Raw genomic sequence first — 16,895 nt, forward strand, 5'->3', positions numbered from 1 at the left:
CACCCCTAGTACGAGCGCGAAATCCACTCACGGAAGGCGAGAGCCCATGACGCCCCCGCACAACTACCTCGCCGTAATCAAGGTCGTCGGTATCGGCGGCGGCGGCGTCAACGCGGTCAACCGCATGATCGAGCAGGGACTCAAGGGAGTCGAGTTCATCGCGGTCAACACCGACGCGCAGGCGCTGCTCATGTCCGACGCCGACGTCAAGCTCGACGTGGGTCGCGAACTGACCCGTGGTCTCGGCGCCGGCGCCGACCCGGAGGTCGGCCGCAAGGCCGCCGAGGATCACAAGGACGAGATCGAGGAGGTCCTCAAGGGGGCCGACATGGTGTTCGTCACCGCGGGCGAGGGTGGTGGCACCGGTACCGGTGGTGCCCCGGTCGTCGCGAGCATCGCCCGCAAGCTCGGCGCCCTCACCATCGGTGTCGTCACGCGGCCGTTCTCCTTCGAGGGCAAGCGCCGCGGTTCGCAGGCCGAGTCCGGGATCTCCGCTCTGCGTGAGTCCTGCGACACCCTGATCGTGATCCCCAACGATCGGCTGCTGCAGCTGGGCGATGCCGCCGTCAGCCTCATGGACGCGTTCCGCAGCGCCGACGAGGTACTCCTCAACGGTGTCCAGGGCATCACCGACCTGATCACCACGCCGGGTCTGATCAACGTCGACTTCGCCGACGTCAAGAGCGTCATGTCCGGCGCCGGAAGCGCGCTCATGGGCATCGGCTCCTCCCGTGGGGAGGGCCGGTCGATCAAGGCCGCCGAGACCGCGATCAACTCGCCGCTGCTGGAAGCGTCGATGGAGGGCGCGCGCGGAGTGCTGCTGTCGATCGCCGGCGGTTCGGACCTGGGTCTGTTCGAGATCAACGAGGCGGCGTCGCTGGTCCAGGAGGCCGCGCACATCGACGCGAACATCATCTTCGGAACGGTGATCGACGATTCGCTCGGCGACGAGGTTCGCGTCACCGTGATCGCCGCGGGTTTCGACGGCGGAGCGCCGGCCAAGCGGCCGCTCGAGGTCCAGTCGGCCATCGGCCGCGGGAACATCGGCGCAGGACGGGCCGGCGAGGTCGGGCAGTCCGAGCGCGCCGCGGCGGCACCCGCCGAGCCCGCACCGGCGGCACCGGCGGCTCCGCGTGAGCCGGTCGGCGCGCCCACGGGGTCGACCCTGCCGCCGCTGGGTGGCAGTGCTTCCCGTGCAGTACCGGTCAGCAACGAGGAAGGCGAAGACGACGACGTCGATGTGCCTTCCTTCATGCGCCGTTGAGCGGGGTTTCCGTGACGGGTGTCCGGGTCCGGCGGGTCGTGACGACCCGAGCCGGTGGTGTGTCCGCGGCGCCGTACGAGTCGTTCAATCTCGGTGATCACGTCGGCGACGATCCGGCTGCGGTGGATACGAACCGCCGCCGGCTCGCCGACGGCATCGGGCTGCCGTTCGAGCGCTTGGTGTGGATGGAACAGATCCACAGCCGGAACGTCACGGTCGTCGACGGTCCTGTCGACGGTCCCGTTCCCGCCACCGACGCGCTGGTGACCACGGTGCCCGGTCTGGCCCTGGTCACGCTGAGCGCCGACTGCGTGCCGATCCTGCTGTCCGACGACGAGGCCGGTGTCATCGCCGCCGTGCACGCCGGTCGGATCGGAGCCCGGATCGGCATCGTGCCCAAGGTGATCGGCGCGATGATCGAGCAGGGCGCGCGGCCCGAGCGGATCGGCGCGTTCCTCGGGCCCGCGGCGAGCGGTCGTCAGTACGAGGTTCCGGCCGCGATGCAGGCCGATGTCGAGAAGTTCCTGCCCGGCACCGCCACTCGCACGGTCAAGGGCACGCCGGGGCTCGATCTGCGAGCCGGTTTGCGGCGGCAGTTGCTGGCCGCCGGGGTCTCGGGTGTCGCCGAGGATCCGCGGTGCACGATCGAGGATGCAACATTGTTCAGCCACCGCCGGGGAGCGCCCACGGGCCGCCTGGCAGCGGTGATCTGGATGGACCCACCCGGGGAAGAGTGACGGGATCGAGTTGACGGCCGATGAGTAGGCACGACGAAATCGCATCGGCGCTGACGGCGGTCCGCGCCAGACTCGACGCGGCCTGCCGGGAAGCCGGGCGCCCTCTCACCGAGGTGGCGCTGCTACCGGTGACGAAGTTCTACCCGGTGACGGATGTCCGGATTCTCTACGATCTCGGTTGCCGGGCGTTCGGGGAGTCGCGCGAACCCGAGGCCGGCACCAAGGTGGCCGACTTCCGGTCGACTCCGGGCGCCGACGAGTCGGTGCGCTGGCACATGATCGGTCGCCTGCAGCGAAACAAGGTCAAGTCGGTCGTGCGCTGGGCCGACACGGTCCACTCGCTCGACAGCGTCAGGCTCGCCGATGCGCTCGACCGCGCGGCCGCGGGTGCGCTCGACGAGGGCGCTCGATCGGATCCGCTCGAGGTTCTCCTCCAGGTGAGCCTGGATGCCGATCCGGACCGTGGTGGGGTACCGGCCGGGGACCTCGGCGAACTGGCCGATCGCGTCGCGGGGTCGTCGAACCTCGTGCTCGGCGGAATCATGGGTGTGCCGCCGTTGGGCGTCGACCCCGACGCTGCATTCGCGCGACTCTCGACGCTCCACGCGAACCTTCTGCGCACGCATCCCGAGGCGACGACGTTGTCTGCCGGGATGACCGGTGATCTCGAGGCCGCGGTCCGCCACGGGTCGACCTGTGTGCGTGTCGGAACCGCCCTCCTCGGCCGCCGACCGATAGTCTCGAAATGATCACCAGTCACACCAGTAACACCAAGAAGATCTCTGCGGTCGACCGCAGGATTCGTCAGAACCAGTCCGCCGCGCCCAGGAAGGTCGATCAATGAGCAGCCTGCACAAGTTCAAGGCTTACTTCGGCATGGTTCCCCTCGAGGATTTCGAGGACGACTACATCGACGAGCCCGGGCAGGGCCGCCGCGAGTACGCCGAGCCCGGTTACGCGGCGTCCCGCCGTGACGAGGTCGAGAGTGATTTCGACCGCTACGAGTCCGCTCCCCGTTCGTCGGCGCGGGTCGAGCCCATCGCGCCACGAGGTGCTGCACCGCGCGGCGCCACCCGCGGCGCACTCGCCGTCGACCCGCGGATGGAGCGGCACGAGAGCCGCCGGTCGGTGGTCGACGAGGGCGGGCCGCTGTCCAAGATCACCACGCTGCGTCCCCGGGACTACGGCGAGGCCCGCACCATCGGCGAGCGCTTCCGGGACGGCACGCCGGTGATCATGGATCTCGTCGAGATGAGCAACGCCGATGCCAAGCGGCTCGTCGACTTCGCTGCCGGGCTCGCCTTCGCGCTCCGCGGGTCGTTCGACAAGGTCGCGACCAAGGTGTTCCTGCTCTCACCCGCCGACATCGACGTTTCCGCCGAGGAGCGTCGCCGCATCGCGGAGACCGGGTTCTACAACCAGAAGTAGTCCGCGGTCCGAACGGGCGATCCGCCGATGTGACCGAGTCGTCGACTGCGCGCGAGTGTGATGCGCGACTCGGGTAGCGAGATCGTTTTGATCGACCGGTCGTTGTCAGGCAGAGTGAAGGTGTGGCCGTGTTCTCGGTGATCTACGTGATCCTGTTCATCTTCTGGTTGTTGCTCATCGGACGGATCATCGTCGAGTTCATCCGGGTGTTCGCCCGTGACTGGAGACCGACGGGTTTCGTCGTGATCGTGCTCGAGGCGATCTTCACGGTCACAGACCCGCCGGTGAAGCTTCTTCGCCGGCTCATTCCACCGATTTCGCTCGGTGGGGTCCGGCTCGACCTGTCGATCATGGTGCTGCTGTTCCTGCTGTTCATCCTCATGCAGGTGGTCTCGGGACTAGCTTCACCTACGGGTTTGGTGTGACAGAATGACCCGCAGTTACAGTGTGACGGGTAACGAAATGGTTAACGAGTACGCGCAATGCCCTAGAACTCAATGCGTGCTAGACCGCCAATTGACGCGTGAAGGGATCCTTCCATGCCGCTGACTCCAGCTGATGTGCACAACGTCGCGTTCAGCAAGCCTCCGATCGGGAAGCGTGGCTACAACGAGGACGAGGTCGACGCCTTCCTCGATCTGGTCGAGCAGGAGCTGTCCCGGCTCATCGAGGAGAATGCAGATCTCCGTCAGCGCGTAGGCGAGCTCGACCAGGAGTTGGCCGAGGCGAAGAAGGCTCCGCGTTCGGCCGCCGCGCCGGCGCCCGCTCCGGCTCCCGCGCCGGAACCGGTTCGAGTCGTCGAACAGCCCAAGCCTGCTCCGGTTCCCGCGGCAGCGCCGCGTCCGTCGGAGGACGCCAATATGCAGGCCGCGAAGGTCCTCGGCCTCGCGCAGGAGATGGCCGACCGCCTGACGGGCGACGCCAAGGTCGAGGCGGAGCAGCTCCTCAGCGACGCCCGCACCAACTCGGAGCGCCTCGTCACCGATGCGCGCACCAAGTCGGAGACCATGGTCTCCGACGCCAAGCAGAAGTCGGAGACCATGGTCTCGGACGCCAAGCAGAAGTCGGAGTCGCTCCTCTCGGACGCCCAGACTCGCTCGGAGACCCAGCTGCGGCAGGCCAAGGAGAAGGCCGATGCGCTGCAGGCCGACGCCGAGAAGAAGCACACCGAGATCATGGCGACGATCAATCAGCAGCGTTCCGTCCTCGAGGGTCGGATCGAGCAGCTGAAGACGTTCGAGCGCGAGTACCGGGTGCGGCTCAAGTCGTACCTCGAGTCGCAGCTCGAGGAGCTGGAGCAGCGCGGCTCGGCCGTGCCGGTCGACGGTGGCCAGGACGCTTTCAACCAGTCCGGCTTCAGCCAGTCGTTCGCCAAGGGAAACAACTGACTGAGCCGACGCCCGGCCGGCTCTCGAGTAGAGGGTGAATCGTGCTGGTCATGACGCTGGTCCTCGCGGCAGTGGGTTTTACCCTGCTGGTGATCGCCTTGATGACGGGTTCCGTCCTCTGGGCCTGGGGATGCATCGCAGTCTGTGTCGCGGGTGCCGTCCTCCTGCTCGTCAGTGCGCTGGCGAGCAGGAAGGCGGGACCGGCCGTTGCGCCGGCCGACACGAAGAACGGTGACGTCGAGTCCGACCACGGTGATTCCGACGGGAATTCGGCTCAGGGTTAGACTGAACGCACATACGGCTGAGATCCGGCGATCACCGGGGAGCCTTCGGAAGAACGGTCGAGATTCGGGATTCGCGTTGATCGCGTAACCCGGATCCGGCTCAGTAGAACCGAACGGGTGGGCCCGTCACAGCCTTGATCGAGTGGCTCGTCTCGCGAACGTGGCGACGAGCAAGCGGGGTGGTACCGCGGTAGCGGCGCACAGGGCGCCGTCGTCGTCCCCGTGCCGGTAGTTGGGCACGAGGAGCCGCGCGGTGACAAGTAACGAATCCACCCCTCCCCAGACGAACGACGCGTACCCGCGCGTCGATCTCGTCGGTGAACGCGCCACTGGAAGTGTGTCCTTCCCGGCGCTCGAGCAGAAGGTGCTCGCAGCGTGGGATGCGGACGACACGTTCCGGGCGAGTATCGCGAACCGTGACGGTGCCGAGGAGTTCGTCTTCTACGACGGCCCGCCCTTCGCGAACGGTCTGCCTCACTACGGCCACCTCCTCACCGGCTACGTCAAGGATCTGGTGCCACGTTTCCAGACGATGCGCGGCAAGAAGGTCGACCGGCGCTTCGGCTGGGACTGCCACGGTCTGCCCGCGGAACTCGAGGCCGAGAAGCAGCTCGGCATCAAGGACAAGTCGCAGATCGACTCGATGGGTCTGGCGGAGTTCAACGCGTACTGCAAGCAGTCGGTGCTGCGCTACACCGACGAGTGGCGCGACTACGTCACCCGTCAGGCGCGCTGGGTCGACTTCGACAACGACTACAAGACCCTGGATCTGGACTTCATGGAGTCCGTGATGTGGGCGTTCAAGGAGCTCTACGACAAGGGCCTGATCTACCAGGGCTTCCGGGTGCTCCCGTACAGCTGGTACGAGCAGACGCCGCTGTCGAACCAGGAGACTCGCCTCGACGACGCGTACAAGATGCGGCAGGACCCGGCCGTCACCGTCGACATGGTGCTGACTGCCCCGGGCTCGCCGCTCGACGGTGCGAATGCCCTGATCTGGACGACGACGCCGTGGACGCTGCCGTCGAACCTGGCGATCGCGGTGCACCCCGACGTCGACTACGTGCAGGTGCTCGGCGCCGACGGCAAGCGCTATGTGCTCGCCGCCGCCCGTGTCGGCCACTACGCGCGTGAGCTCGGCGAGTCGCCCGAGGTCCTCGGCGAGTACAAGGGCGCCGAGCTCCTCGGCCTCACCTACACGCCTCCGTTCGACTTCTTCCACGGCCCCGACAAGGGGCACGCCAACGCGCACCGCGTGCTGTCGGCCGACTACGTCACCACCGACTCCGGTACCGGAATCGTCCACCTCGCACCGGCTTTCGGTGAGGAGGACATGGAGTGCGCGACGGCGAACGGCATCGAGATCGTCCAACCGCTCGATCCGGGTGGCAAGTTCACCTCGATGGTGCCGCCGTACGAGGGCCTGCAGGTGTTCGATGCCAACCCGGTCATCATCAAGGACCTCAAGGCTGCCGGAAAGCTGTTGCGGCACGAGACGATCGAGCACTCGTACCCGCACAGCTGGCGTTCGGGCCAGCCGCTGATCTACATGGCCGTGCCGTCGTGGTTCGTTGCGGTGACCAAGTTCCGTGATCGCATGGTCGAGCTCAACCAGGAGATCACCTGGGTGCCCGAGCACATCAAGGACGGGCAGTTCGGCAAGTGGCTCGCCGGCGCCCACGACTGGAACATCAGCCGTAACCGCTACTGGGGCAGCCCGATCCCGGTGTGGATCTCGGACGACCCGGCCTACCCGCGCGTGGACGTCTACGGCTCGCTCGACCAGCTCGAGGCCGATTTCGGTGCCCGTCCGTCCGACCTGCATCGGCCGATGATCGACGAGCTGGTCCGTCCCAACCCGGACGACCCGACCGGCAAGTCGATGATGCGTCGCGTTCCCGAGGTGCTGGACTGCTGGTTCGAGTCGGGGTCGATGCCGTTCGCTCAGGTCCACTACCCGTTCGAGAACCAGGATTGGTTCGAGACGCACTACCCGGGCGACTTCATCGTCGAGTACAACGGGCAGACCCGCGGCTGGTTCTACAACCTGCACGTGCTCGCGACCGCTCTCTTCGACCGCCCTGCGTTCAGAACCGTTGCCGCACACGGCATCGTTCTGGGCGACGACGGCCTGAAGATGAGCAAGTCCAAGGGCAACTACCCGGACGTCAAGGAGGTCTTCGACCGCGACGGCTCCGACGCCATGCGGTGGTTCCTGATGTCGTCGCCGATCCTGCGCGGCGGCAACCTGGTGGTCACCGAGCAGGGCATCCGCGAGGGTGTCCGACAGGCGCTGCTGCCGATGTGGAACGCCTGGAGCTTCCTGCAGCTGTACGCGTCCAAGCCCGGCCAGTGGCGGACCGACTCGCCGAATGTGCTCGACCGGTACATCCTCGCCAAGCTCGCCGCGACGCGGGACGCGATCACCGATGCGCTCGAGGCGACCGACATCGCCGGCGCGTGCGACGAGCTGCGCACGTTCTGCGATGCGCTCACCAACTGGTATGTGCGACGCTCGCGCAACCGGTTCTGGGACGAGGACCGGGACGCGATCGACACCCTGCACACGGTGCTCGAGGTCGTGAGCCGTCTGGCGGCGCCGCTGCTGCCGATGGCGACCGAGGTGATCTGGCGGGGCCTGACCGGTGGGCGGTCGGTGCACCTGACGGACTGGCCGACGGCGTCCGAGCTCCCGGCCGACGCGGAGCTGGTGGCCGCGATGGACGATGTCCGGGGCGTCTGCTCGACGGTGCTGGGTCTGCGCAAGGCGCAGAACCTTCGGGTGCGGCTGCCGCTGCCCGAGGTCACCGTCGCGGCACCCGACGCCGATCGGCTGCGCCCGTACCTGGGCCTGATCGCCGACGAGGTGAACGTCAAGAAGGTCGACGTCACCGACGACGTCGACGTGCACGGTCGCTTCGAGTTGGTCGTCAACGCCCGGGCCGCGGGTCCGCGCCTGGGCAAGGACGTGCAGACCGTCATCAAGGCGGTCAAGGCGGGCGACTGGTCCGAGACGGACGGTGTGGTCACGGTGTGGCCGGGTCGCTCCGCAGGCTCCGCTCCTGCCGTGGGCATCGCGCTGCTCCCCGAGGAGTACACGCAGCGGCTGGTCGCGGCCGAGCCCGAGTCGACGGCGGCCCTGCCCGACGGCGCCGGTCTGGTGGTACTCGACTCGCAGGTCACCGAGCAACTCGAGGCCGAGGGTTGGGCCAAGGACCGCATCCGTGAACTGCAGGACGCGCGTCGTGCGGCGGGTCTCGATGTCTCCGATCGCATCTCGGTGACGCTGCAGGTTCCCGCGGATCGTCTCGACTGGGCACAGCGGCACCGCGATCTGATCGCGGGCGAGGTCCTGGCGACGACACTCGAACTCGGCGACGTCTCCGGGGACGCGGTCGTCGAACTCGGTGAGGGCGTGCGCGCCACGGTCACCAAGGCGTGATCGGGTAGCGACGCTTCGCGAACGAAGCCCTGAGGGACCGTAGGTTCCTCAGGGCTTCGTCGTGTGTGCTGTCGTCTGGGCGCTGATCGCGGCGCCCATCCAGCGGCGTAGGTACCGCCGGAGTTCGTGCTCGCCGCGTGGAGGGTTTCCGGGGGAGACGAAGAACGACTGCATTGTCCGCAGCAGGTACTCGACGAGTTCGCGCAGAGACGGTTCGTCGTACCCGTGCCGATCCCAGTCGACGTCGAAGCGTCGGATCATCGTCATCCCGAAGGTGAGCGCCTCGTCCGACGTGATTCCCTCGGTGTGGGAGTGCGAACCGGACAGCATGATGCCCAGGTGCGGGGTGCGGGGCAGTTCGTCGAGGGTGTAGACCACGGCTTCGATCAGGGCGTCGGCCGGATCCGCCCGTCCCCGGACGTGCGCCGTCAGGCGGTCGAGGAACCCGTCGACCGAGGCGATGGCGGCGGCGCGGAGGAGGGCGTCGGTGCTGGGGAAGTACCGGTACACCGTCTGCCGGATCACGCCGAGGGATTCCGCGACGTCGGCGATGCTGATGGCCGATCCGGTGCGGGAGATCGTCTCGACCGCCGCGGCGACGATGCGCCGCGCGGCCTCTTCGTCGTCGGCCGGCGGCTTGCCGCCCCATCCGCGTCTGCGTGCCACGGGGCGGAATTTACCAGCAGTGCACTGGTTCTCGCGCAGGCGGCGGCGATTTCGCGAAAGTAATCATACAACTTTGATCACAATCGTATGATTGCCGCGATTGTGGCCCCGGCCTGCGCGGACGGGGCCCCTCACCGACGACGAACGAGGTAGTGCGCATGACGGATCTCAAGCCCCGAAAGATGGATTTCGGGTTCGACGACGGGGACGTCCCGTTCCTGTGGAACCCCGACAACCCGGCATGGTCGAGCATGTCGAACGCGGTGTCGTTCCTCGCCATCGGCTTCGAGAAGATGATCGTGAAGCTGATCCTGCAGGCCAAGCCGCTGATCACCGACCCGGCGGTCGCCGAGGAGGCGGTGGCGTTCATGCGTCAGGAGGGCCACCACTCGACCGCACACCGCCAGCACGTGAACGGGCTGATCCGGCGCTACCCCGGCCTGCAGAACACGCTCGACGCGGTGATCGGCGAGTTCGATCTGCTCACCGAGCGCACCTCGATCGACTATCGCCTCGCGTACACCGCGGACCTCGAGGCGACCTTCACCCCGGTGTTCAAGCTGATGCTCGACAACGAGGCCACACTGTTCGCGCCCGGCGACGACCGGGTCGCCTCGCTGTTCCTCTGGCACTTCGTCGAAGAGGTCGAGCACCGCAGCTCCGCGCTCATCATCTACAACTCGCTCGTCGGCAACGAGATGTACCGGATGCGGATGGCGCCGTCGATCTTCGCGCACGTGATGAAGTCGATCCGGATCGCATGCGCCGGCTTCAACCAGCACGTTCCGCTGTCCGCGCGGAAGGTCGACTCGATGTCGATGTTTGCCCGGCACCGCACCAAGCAGCGGGTGCTCACCAGCTTCGCGCCCTACCTGACCAAGGGGCCGATGCCGCGCGCGTTCGACGGCCTGGCCCTCGGCGAGCAGCTCACCGCTCTGCGCGGCGCCGTTCGTAGCCAGCTGCCCGGCCACGACCCGACGCACGAGAACCTGCCCGTGCTCGCCGGCGAGTGGTTCACCCGCTACGACGACGGCTACGACTGCACGCGTTGGTACTCCGCCGAGTCGGTGTCGTCGAAGGCGGTGAACTGATGTCGGATCTGTGTTCACCCACGTTCGAGGATCTGGCCACCCGGCTGGGCTTCTCGTGTGACGAGGCCGGGGGGCTCGTCGAGTTCCGCAACCCCGGTGCGTTGGAGAACTGGACGCTACCGGTCCTGGAGTTCACGATCGTTCTCGGCGCGGTGCTGGCGCTCGTGTACGCGATTCTGCGATTGCGGCGGCACGGCGATCCCACCAACCTGGTGCTGTGGTTCGGTGCCACCGCCTTCCTCTTCGTGATCGAGCCGCCGATCTACTTCCCGGCCCCGTTCGGCACCGAGGAATACCTGGGTACGATGTTCGCGCACAACGTGTTCACCGTCGAATTCCTGTGGGGCAGACTGCCGCTGTACATCGTCGCGATCTATCCGCTGATGGCGACGCTGGCGTTCGAGATCGTCCGGATGCTCGGGGTGTTCCGGCGCTACGGGGTGTTCCTCGGCGCGGTGTGCGTCGGCTTCGTGCACCACGCGTTCTACGAGATGTTCGACCAGCTCGGTCCGCAGTTGCGGTGGTGGGAGTGGACCCTCGACAACAAGGTCAACCTGCCCTTCTTCGATTCGGTTCCGTTGCCGAGCGTCGTGGTGTTCGCGGCGCTGTGGCCGATGTCGCTGGCCCTGTGCGTGCAGTTCTTCGTCGGACGTCACGTCGACGACGGCCGGCACTTCTCCGGACTCGGGTTGGTTTGGCGCACAATCGTGGTCGGTCTCGCGGCGTCGGTCGGTGTGTTCGTCCTCCCGCTCCCTGCGACGGTCTTCGGGATGGGCAGCGACACGGTCCGGGGTGTCCTCTACGCCGCCGAACTGGTCGCGGTCACGGTCGTCGCGATTCCGCTGCTGTACAAGCAGTGGTCGCGGCTGCGCGCGGGAACGTCCGACGTCCCCGCCTACTCGAACGACTTCGTCCGGATCTACTCCATCGTGTACATCGCGGTGCTCGGCGTGCTGTGGCTGAGCGCGTTGCCGGACTTCTTCGGGGCGGTCGACGGCGTCACGAGCAACGGGGATCCTATCGGCAGCCTCTGGTACACGATCGCGTGCTTCGCCGTCGCGATCGCGTGCGTGGCCGCCACCTTCACCGTGCCGCGCGGCACGGCCGAGGCCGGCACCGTCCGGGCGGACGGGCAGCCGTCGGCGACGCCCACCGCATAGCCGAAGGCCTCGACGGGGCCTGTCGTCCGCTCGGCGTATTTTTCATCCATGGACTCCGCCGACCCCACACGCAGCCGCCGGTGGGTCCTGCATCTCGACATGGACGCGTTCTTCGCATCCGTCGAGCAGCTGACCCGTCCTACGTTGCGGGGTCGTCCCGTGCTCGTGGGCGGCCTCGGCGGTCGGGGAGTGGTTGCGGGGGCGAGCTACGAGGCGAGGGTCTTCGGCGCGCGCTCGGCCATGCCGATGCACCAGGCGCGCCGGTTGGTGGGGGCGTCGGCCGTCGTGCTGCCGCCCCGCGGTGGGCTGTACGGGCACGTGAGCCGGGAGGTGTTCGAGGCGCTGCGGGTGCGGATGCCTGTGCTGGAACAGCTTTCGCTCGACGAGGCGTTCGGGGAACCGGCCGAGCTCGCCGGTGCCGGCAAAGCCGAGGTGGAGCGCTACTGCGAAGAGCTGCGGGCGTTGGTTCTCGCCGAGACGGGGCTGGTCGCCTCGATCGGCGCCGGCGCGGGCAAGCAGGTCGCGAAGATCGCGTCCGGTCTGGCCAAGCCGGACGGGATCACGGTGGTGTCCCCGGACGTCCAGCAGGCCCTGCTGGAGGCGCTGCCGGTGCGCAAGCTGTGGGGTATCGGTCCCGTCGCGGAGGAGAAGCTCAAGCGGCTCGGGATCGAGACCGTCGGCGCCCTCGCGGCGCTGCCGGAGGCCGAGGTGGCATCCATTCTCGGGACGACGATCGGACCGAGTCTGCAGCGGCTGGCCCGGGGCATCGACGACCGTCCGGTCGCGGAACGCGCCGACGCCAAACAGGTGAGTGCCGAAACGACTTTCGCGCAGGACATCGTGACACTGTCCGAGCTGCGGCGGGCCGTCGAGTCGAGCGCCGCCGCGGCGCACAGGCGGTTGGCGCGGGACGGCCGCGCGGCCCGCACCGTCGTCCTGAAACTCCGTAAGTCGGATATGAGCATCGTGACCCGATCGATCACGCTGCCGTACGCGACGACCGATCTGCAGACGCTCACCGCGACGGCGCAGCGCCAGGCGATCGACCCGCTCGAACTGGGTCCGATCCGCCTGGTGGGCGTGGGCTTCGGTGGGTTGTCCGCGGTGGTCCAGGGGTCGCTGTTCCCCGAGCTGGACCAGGGTGAGGATGTGTCGGAAAGTGGTGGACTCGAGGACGTTTCGTCGGACCGTGCGGCTTCCGAGTCGCGGCCCCGGTGGCATCCCGGATTGGACGTGTCGCACCCCGAGTACGGACACGGCTGGGTGCAGGGCGCTGGACACGGCGTGGTGACGGTTCGGTTCGAGACCCGTAGCAGCGGACCGGGGCAGTCGCGTACCTTCGAGGACACCACGGGGGACTTGGATGTGGCCGATCCGCTCGACAGCCTCGGGTGAGGTCCGCCTCATCCCGGTACGCTTGCTGTGAACTGGCGTCATAGCTGGGAGAGTGGATGTGCATCCCGGCTGAGCCGTGAACGATTTTCGACCGAGAAGAAAAGGACGAAGACTTGAAGCTTCGGAAGATGACCATCGCGGGCGTGGCGATCGCGGCTGCCCTGACCATGACTGCCTGCTCGGACGACGGCGGCAGCAGCGAGCGCACCACCGCCCAGGCCACCACGACCACTGCTGCCGCCGCGACGCCGGCGCTGGCCCCGCCCACGCCGGCCGAGCTCAATGCGGCTCTCGCGAAGGCGTTCGACGAGAGCGTCCCGCTGGACCAGAAGGTCCAGCTGGTTCAGGGCGCCGAGGCGGATCCGGAACTGATCAACCAGGTCGCGAAGGCCGCCAAGGACGCTAACGCGGGCATCGAGGTAGTCGACGTCACGCCGACCGGTGACGACACCGTGACCGCCGGTGTCACGCTGACCGTCAACGGCCAGGCGAACCCGGCCACCGTCGACTTCGTCGCCGAGGGCGGCGTCTGGAAGATGTCGCAGCAGTACGCGTGCCAGCTGGTCACGATGGCCAACCTGACCTCGCCGGCCTGCCCCGCGTAGCAGTTCCGTACGTCACGCCGATGCCGGCGTCGCCCTCCTCGGGTGGCGCCGGCATCGGCGTTCGTGTGCCGGGCGCACCTACTTCGGTTGCGACGCCGCCCGAATGCGGTCGGTCGTCGTGCGTGCGAGCCCGGTGAGCAGGTCGCCGTTCGCGGCGTCCGGTCCGGTCGCGACCACCTGTACGACGGTCGAGCCGACGACCGCGACGACGGCGTCGGACACCAGCGTGAATCCCTCGCTGGTGGTGGTGAGCCGGACCGCGGTCGACGCGTCACCGACGGCCGGCTGCTGCAGGGGCTCGAGGCGGTACTGCACGGGCGTGCCGTCGAAATCGGTACCGGTGTAGGTCGTGCAGTCACGGAAGGTGGACTGGACGGTCGCGAAGGCATCGGCGGCGGCCGTGCCCGCGTAGCCGGCCGCGTCCACGTCGACGCTGGTGAATCCCGGACCCGCGAGGTTCTCCTCGGCGGATGCGGCCGCGCCGGGAACCTGGCGGGAGACGGTGTCGAGGACGTTCGCACAGCCGGTGGGATCGGTGCGCGAGCGGTCCGTTGCGTTGCCCGTATCCGGTGCGAGACCGAGGTCGTCGACGGGATCGGGCAGTGGTGCGAAGCCGGGCGGCAGATCCGCGGCGGTGAGGAGGGCGGCCTGCAGCACCGCGGAGTCCGTGATCGGCCCCGTCTCGGGCGCCGATGCCGGGGCGGTCACCACGGGGCCCAGATCGACGGCTGCGGGCGCGGGCTCGTCCGACGATCCACACGCGGACAGTGCGGCCCCGACCACCGCGACCGTTGTGACCGTTGTGACCGTTGTGACCGTTGCGACGAGGGGGTAGCGGCGCCGCGTCATGCGGACCACTCGACCCGCTCGCTGGTGGTCTGACGCAGTCTCATCGCGTCCGACGGGTCGCTGAACGACTGGGTGCCCTCGACGCTGATCGAACCGTCGACGGGCAGGGGCTTGCCCAGATCGACGACGACACGACCGGAGCCCTGCAGCGAGTACGAATCCACGTTCAGGGTTCCCGCGCCGTTCGGGAGTTCGAAGACGGGTGACTGCGGGGACTGCGCCACCCGAACATCGATCGTGAGCCGATCGCCGTCGCGTGCGGTCAGGGTCGCGGTGGTCACCTGGTTCAGCGCGACGGCGCTCATCACCTGCTGGTGGATCGTCCACACCGCGCCCACGCCGATCGGCTGCTCCGGGAACGCGACGGTGCGGTAGACGGCCTGGTAGAACGCCTGCTCGATCATCGACCGGGCCTTGTTCTGGGCGTCGGGGTCCGGACGCAGCCGCAGCGCAGTGATCGCGCCCGACAGGTTCATCGTGAACCCGGCGTGCGAATCGGTTGCGGGCGAAAGGAGTTCGTTCGTCGCGTCGTCCGCCGTGGTGAGGGTTCCCAGCGTCAGATCGGTGGTCGTGGCCGGCGTGCTGTCGGACGCCCCCTGCGTCACCAGGGCGGTGAGCGGCATCGTCAACTCCGGGCTGGAGAAATCCTGTGCGGGCTGATCGTCGATCTGCTGCTGGACGGTGCCGGTGGTCACCAGCCGGGCCTGCTGCCGGGTGCCTTGCGGGGGACGGAACTGCACCACACTCCGCGGCTCGGCTCCCGCGTCGACGACCTCCGTGGTGGCGGCCGTCACCGGGACCGTCACCTCGTCGGACGCGGCACCGACCGCATCGGGGCTGGACGGGGCGGCATCGCCGCCGCTTCCGCACCCGGTGACGAGGACGGTGAGGGAGAGGGTGACCGCGATCAGCGCGGTTCCGGGACGAAAGAGTTTCGACGGCAGTGGCACGCCAACAGGTTAGTCGGCGCGGGTGGGATGACCGGTCTGTCTCCCGGGTAGGGGATGATGGCGGAGTGAGTGACGACCGCACCGACAGCGACGACCGCGCCGTGAAAGGTAAACCCATTCCCGATCAGCCCGTACCGGACCCCGACAATCCCGTCGAGGCGTCGTCGGGCGGCGACGCCGAGGCGGCACCGCGCGGCCCGCGTCGCATGTTCCTGCTCGTCGCCGTCGCGGTCGTGGTGTTCGCCCTCGATCTGGTGACGAAGGTCCTGGCCGTCGCGCTGATCGATCCCAGGGATCCGGTCCGCATCATCGGCGACACGGTCACCCTGACCCTGATCCGCAACCCGGGTGCCGCCTTCTCCATGGCGACCGGAATGACGTGGCTCCTCACGCTGGTCGCGGTCGGTGTCGTGATCGGCGTGATCAAGATCGGCCGGACCCTCAGCTCGCCGTGGTGGGCGCTCGGCCTGGGCCTGGTCCTCGGCGGCGCGCTCGGCAACCTGATCGACCGACTCTTCCGCTCGCCGGGACCGCTGCAGGGTCACGTCGTCGACTTCGTCTCGGTGGGCTGGTGGCCGGTGTTCAACGTCGCCGACTCGTCCATCGTGTGCGGTGCGATCCTGCTGGTGGCGCTCACGTTGTTCGGAATCGAACCGAGCGGCACGAAGACCGACACGACGACAGAGACCTCGCGGAAGGGGGATGCGGCATGAGGGAGACACGATCGATGCCGGTTCCCGACGGACTCGAGGGCATGCGGGTCGACGCCGGACTGGCGCGCCTGCTGGGACTCTCGCGCACCGCGGTGGCCGTGCTCACGGAGGAAGGCGCGGTCCGGATCGACGGTGCCGCCGTCGGGAAGTCCGATCGGCTGTCCGCCGGCACGTGGCTCGAGGTGGAGCTGCCCGAGCCGCCGCGTCCGCTCACGATCGAGGCGGAACCGGTCGAGGGGATGGAGATCCTCTACGCCGACGACGACATCGTCGCGGTCGACAAGCCGGTCGGCGTCGCGGCTCACGCGAGCGTCGGCTGGACCGGCCCGACGGTGATCGGTGGCCTCGCCGCGGCGGGCTTCCGGATCTCGACGTCCGGGGCGCACGAGCGTCAGGGCATCGTGCACCGTCTCGACGTCGGCACGTCCGGCGTCATGGTGGTCGCGACGTCGGAGCGCGCGTACACGGTGCTCAAGCGCGCGTTCAAGGAGCGCACCATCGACAAGCGCTACCACGCACTCGTGCAGGGCCATCCCGATCCGAGCAGTGGCACGATCGACGCGCCGATCGGCCGGCACCGCAGCAATGACTGGAAGTTCACGGTCACCGCGGACGGCAAGCCGAGCATCACGCACTACGACACGGTCGAGGCGTTCCAGGCGGCCAGCCTGCTCGACATCCACCTGGAGACGGGCCGGACCCATCAGATCCGGGTCCACTTCTCGGCGCTGCGGCACCCGTGCTGCGGTGACCTCACCTACGGTGCGGATCCGCGCCTGGCCGAGCGTCTGGGCCTGGAACGTCAGTGGCTGCACGCGCGCTCCCTCGGGTTCGCACATCCGGCGGACGGTCACTGGGTGGAGATCACCAGCGACTACCCGAAGGATCTGCAGCACGCGCTCGGAGTTCTGCGGGGCACGTGA

The 16,895-nt window shown here is 68.1% G+C and carries 17 protein-coding genes; 14 read left to right on the forward strand and 3 right to left on the reverse strand.

Annotated features, from left to right (window positions below; translation table 11 throughout):
- Positions 1–46: 46 nt before the first annotated feature.
- The 8 genes from ftsZ (at position 47) to ileS (ending at position 8,543) form a co-directional block, all read left to right on the forward strand.
- The gene (ftsZ, locus tag DEU38_RS06565; RefSeq protein ID WP_114719294.1) at positions 47–1,264 is read left to right on the forward strand and encodes a cell division protein FtsZ; all 1,218 of its coding nucleotides are present in this window, start codon (positions 47–49) and stop codon (positions 1,262–1,264) included.
- Positions 1,261–2,001, forward strand: a complete 741-nt coding sequence (gene pgeF, locus DEU38_RS06570) for a peptidoglycan editing factor PgeF (RefSeq protein WP_258557653.1) — start codon at positions 1,261–1,263, stop codon at positions 1,999–2,001. The genes ftsZ and pgeF overlap by 4 nt, the downstream gene beginning before the upstream one ends.
- Before the next feature lie 20 nt (positions 2,002–2,021).
- A complete protein-coding gene (locus DEU38_RS06575) occupies positions 2,022–2,750 on the forward strand; it encodes a YggS family pyridoxal phosphate-dependent enzyme (RefSeq protein WP_114719295.1) in 729 nt (242 codons plus the stop codon).
- Positions 2,751–2,841: 91 nt separating this feature from the next.
- Positions 2,842–3,429, forward strand: a complete 588-nt coding sequence (locus tag DEU38_RS06580; RefSeq protein WP_114719296.1) for a cell division protein SepF — start codon at positions 2,842–2,844, stop codon at positions 3,427–3,429.
- Between the two features lie 122 nt (positions 3,430–3,551).
- A complete protein-coding gene (locus DEU38_RS06585; protein WP_114719297.1) occupies positions 3,552–3,854 on the forward strand; it encodes a YggT family protein in 303 nt (100 codons plus the stop codon).
- A gap of 114 nt (positions 3,855–3,968) precedes the next feature.
- Positions 3,969–4,817, forward strand: coding sequence for a DivIVA domain-containing protein (locus DEU38_RS06590; RefSeq protein WP_114719298.1), 849 nt, complete (start codon positions 3,969–3,971; stop codon positions 4,815–4,817).
- A gap of 41 nt (positions 4,818–4,858) precedes the next feature.
- Positions 4,859–5,101: a hypothetical protein gene (locus DEU38_RS06595; RefSeq protein WP_114719299.1), complete on the forward strand. Its 243-nt coding sequence runs from the start codon at positions 4,859–4,861 to the stop codon at positions 5,099–5,101.
- Positions 5,102–5,354: 253 nt separating this feature from the next.
- Positions 5,355–8,543 carry an isoleucine--tRNA ligase gene (gene ileS / locus DEU38_RS06600; RefSeq protein WP_114719300.1) on the forward strand — a complete coding sequence of 1,063 codons (3,189 nt, stop codon included), beginning with the start codon at positions 5,355–5,357 and terminating at the stop codon, positions 8,541–8,543.
- A 48-nt stretch (positions 8,544–8,591) separates the two neighbouring features.
- On the opposite strand, the gene DEU38_RS06605 is transcribed toward ileS, so the two are convergent.
- On the reverse strand, positions 8,592–9,209 hold the full coding sequence (locus DEU38_RS06605) for a TetR family transcriptional regulator (protein WP_114719301.1): 618 nt from the start codon (positions 9,207–9,209) through the stop codon (positions 8,592–8,594).
- Between the two features lie 158 nt (positions 9,210–9,367).
- Between DEU38_RS06605 and DEU38_RS06610 the strand changes: the two genes are divergently transcribed.
- The 4 genes from DEU38_RS06610 (at position 9,368) to DEU38_RS06625 (ending at position 13,460) form a co-directional block, all read left to right on the forward strand.
- Positions 9,368–10,300, forward strand: a complete 933-nt coding sequence (locus DEU38_RS06610; RefSeq protein WP_114719302.1) for a metal-dependent hydrolase — start codon at positions 9,368–9,370, stop codon at positions 10,298–10,300.
- Positions 10,300–11,460, forward strand: a complete 1,161-nt coding sequence (locus DEU38_RS06615; protein WP_114719303.1) for a hypothetical protein — start codon at positions 10,300–10,302, stop codon at positions 11,458–11,460. The genes DEU38_RS06610 and DEU38_RS06615 overlap by 1 nt, the downstream gene beginning before the upstream one ends.
- Before the next feature lie 48 nt (positions 11,461–11,508).
- Positions 11,509–12,855 (forward strand): DNA polymerase IV, encoded by a 1,347-nt coding sequence (locus DEU38_RS06620; RefSeq protein WP_114719304.1) that lies wholly within the window; start codon positions 11,509–11,511, stop codon positions 12,853–12,855.
- 128 nt (positions 12,856–12,983) lie between these two features.
- A complete protein-coding gene (locus tag DEU38_RS06625; protein ID WP_258557672.1) occupies positions 12,984–13,460 on the forward strand; it encodes a hypothetical protein in 477 nt (158 codons plus the stop codon).
- Positions 13,461–13,538: 78 nt separating this feature from the next.
- On the opposite strand, the gene DEU38_RS06630 is transcribed toward DEU38_RS06625, so the two are convergent.
- Complete coding sequence (locus DEU38_RS06630) at positions 13,539–14,309, reverse strand: hypothetical protein (RefSeq protein WP_114719306.1); 771 nt, start codon at positions 14,307–14,309, stop codon at positions 13,539–13,541.
- Entirely contained in the window at positions 14,306–15,259 is a 954-nt protein-coding gene (locus tag DEU38_RS06635; protein ID WP_114719307.1) for a hypothetical protein, read from the reverse strand. Before DEU38_RS06635 ends, DEU38_RS06630 begins: the two co-directional genes overlap by 4 nt.
- Before the next feature lie 65 nt (positions 15,260–15,324).
- Between DEU38_RS06635 and lspA the strand changes: the two genes are divergently transcribed.
- Both lspA and DEU38_RS06645 read left to right on the forward strand, forming a co-directional pair.
- A complete protein-coding gene (lspA, locus tag DEU38_RS06640) occupies positions 15,325–15,972 on the forward strand; it encodes a signal peptidase II (RefSeq protein ID WP_397484363.1) in 648 nt (215 codons plus the stop codon).
- Positions 15,969–16,895 (forward strand): RluA family pseudouridine synthase, encoded by a 927-nt coding sequence (locus tag DEU38_RS06645; protein ID WP_114719308.1) that lies wholly within the window; start codon positions 15,969–15,971, stop codon positions 16,893–16,895. The genes lspA and DEU38_RS06645 overlap by 4 nt, the downstream gene beginning before the upstream one ends.

The sequence above is a fragment of the Rhodococcus sp. AG1013 genome (genome assembly GCF_003350365.1).
GTDB lineage: Bacteria > Actinomycetota > Actinomycetes > Mycobacteriales > Mycobacteriaceae > Prescottella.

What these genes read in the sequence shown, in the direction of transcription:
- ftsZ (WP_114719294.1), top strand. Translation starts at nt 47, where the DNA reads ATGACGCCCCCGCACAACTACCTCGCCGTAATCAAGGTCGTCGGTATC.
- DEU38_RS06575 (WP_114719295.1), top strand. Translation starts at nt 2,022, where the DNA reads ATGAGTAGGCACGACGAAATCGCATCGGCGCTGACGGCGGTCCGCGCC.
- DEU38_RS06580 (WP_114719296.1), top strand. Translation starts at nt 2,842, where the DNA reads ATGAGCAGCCTGCACAAGTTCAAGGCTTACTTCGGCATGGTTCCCCTC.
- DEU38_RS06590 (WP_114719298.1), top strand. Translation starts at nt 3,969, where the DNA reads ATGCCGCTGACTCCAGCTGATGTGCACAACGTCGCGTTCAGCAAGCCT.
- DEU38_RS06610 (WP_114719302.1), top strand. Translation starts at nt 9,368, where the DNA reads ATGACGGATCTCAAGCCCCGAAAGATGGATTTCGGGTTCGACGACGGG.
- DEU38_RS06615 (WP_114719303.1), top strand. Translation starts at nt 10,300, where the DNA reads ATGTCGGATCTGTGTTCACCCACGTTCGAGGATCTGGCCACCCGGCTG.
- DEU38_RS06620 (WP_114719304.1), top strand. Translation starts at nt 11,509, where the DNA reads ATGGACTCCGCCGACCCCACACGCAGCCGCCGGTGGGTCCTGCATCTC.
- DEU38_RS06625 (WP_258557672.1), top strand. Translation starts at nt 12,984, where the DNA reads ATGACCATCGCGGGCGTGGCGATCGCGGCTGCCCTGACCATGACTGCC.
- DEU38_RS06630 (WP_114719306.1), bottom strand. Translation starts at nt 14,309, where the DNA reads ATGACGCGGCGCCGCTACCCCCTCGTCGCAACGGTCACAACGGTCACA.
- DEU38_RS06645 (WP_114719308.1), top strand. Translation starts at nt 15,969, where the DNA reads ATGAGGGAGACACGATCGATGCCGGTTCCCGACGGACTCGAGGGCATG.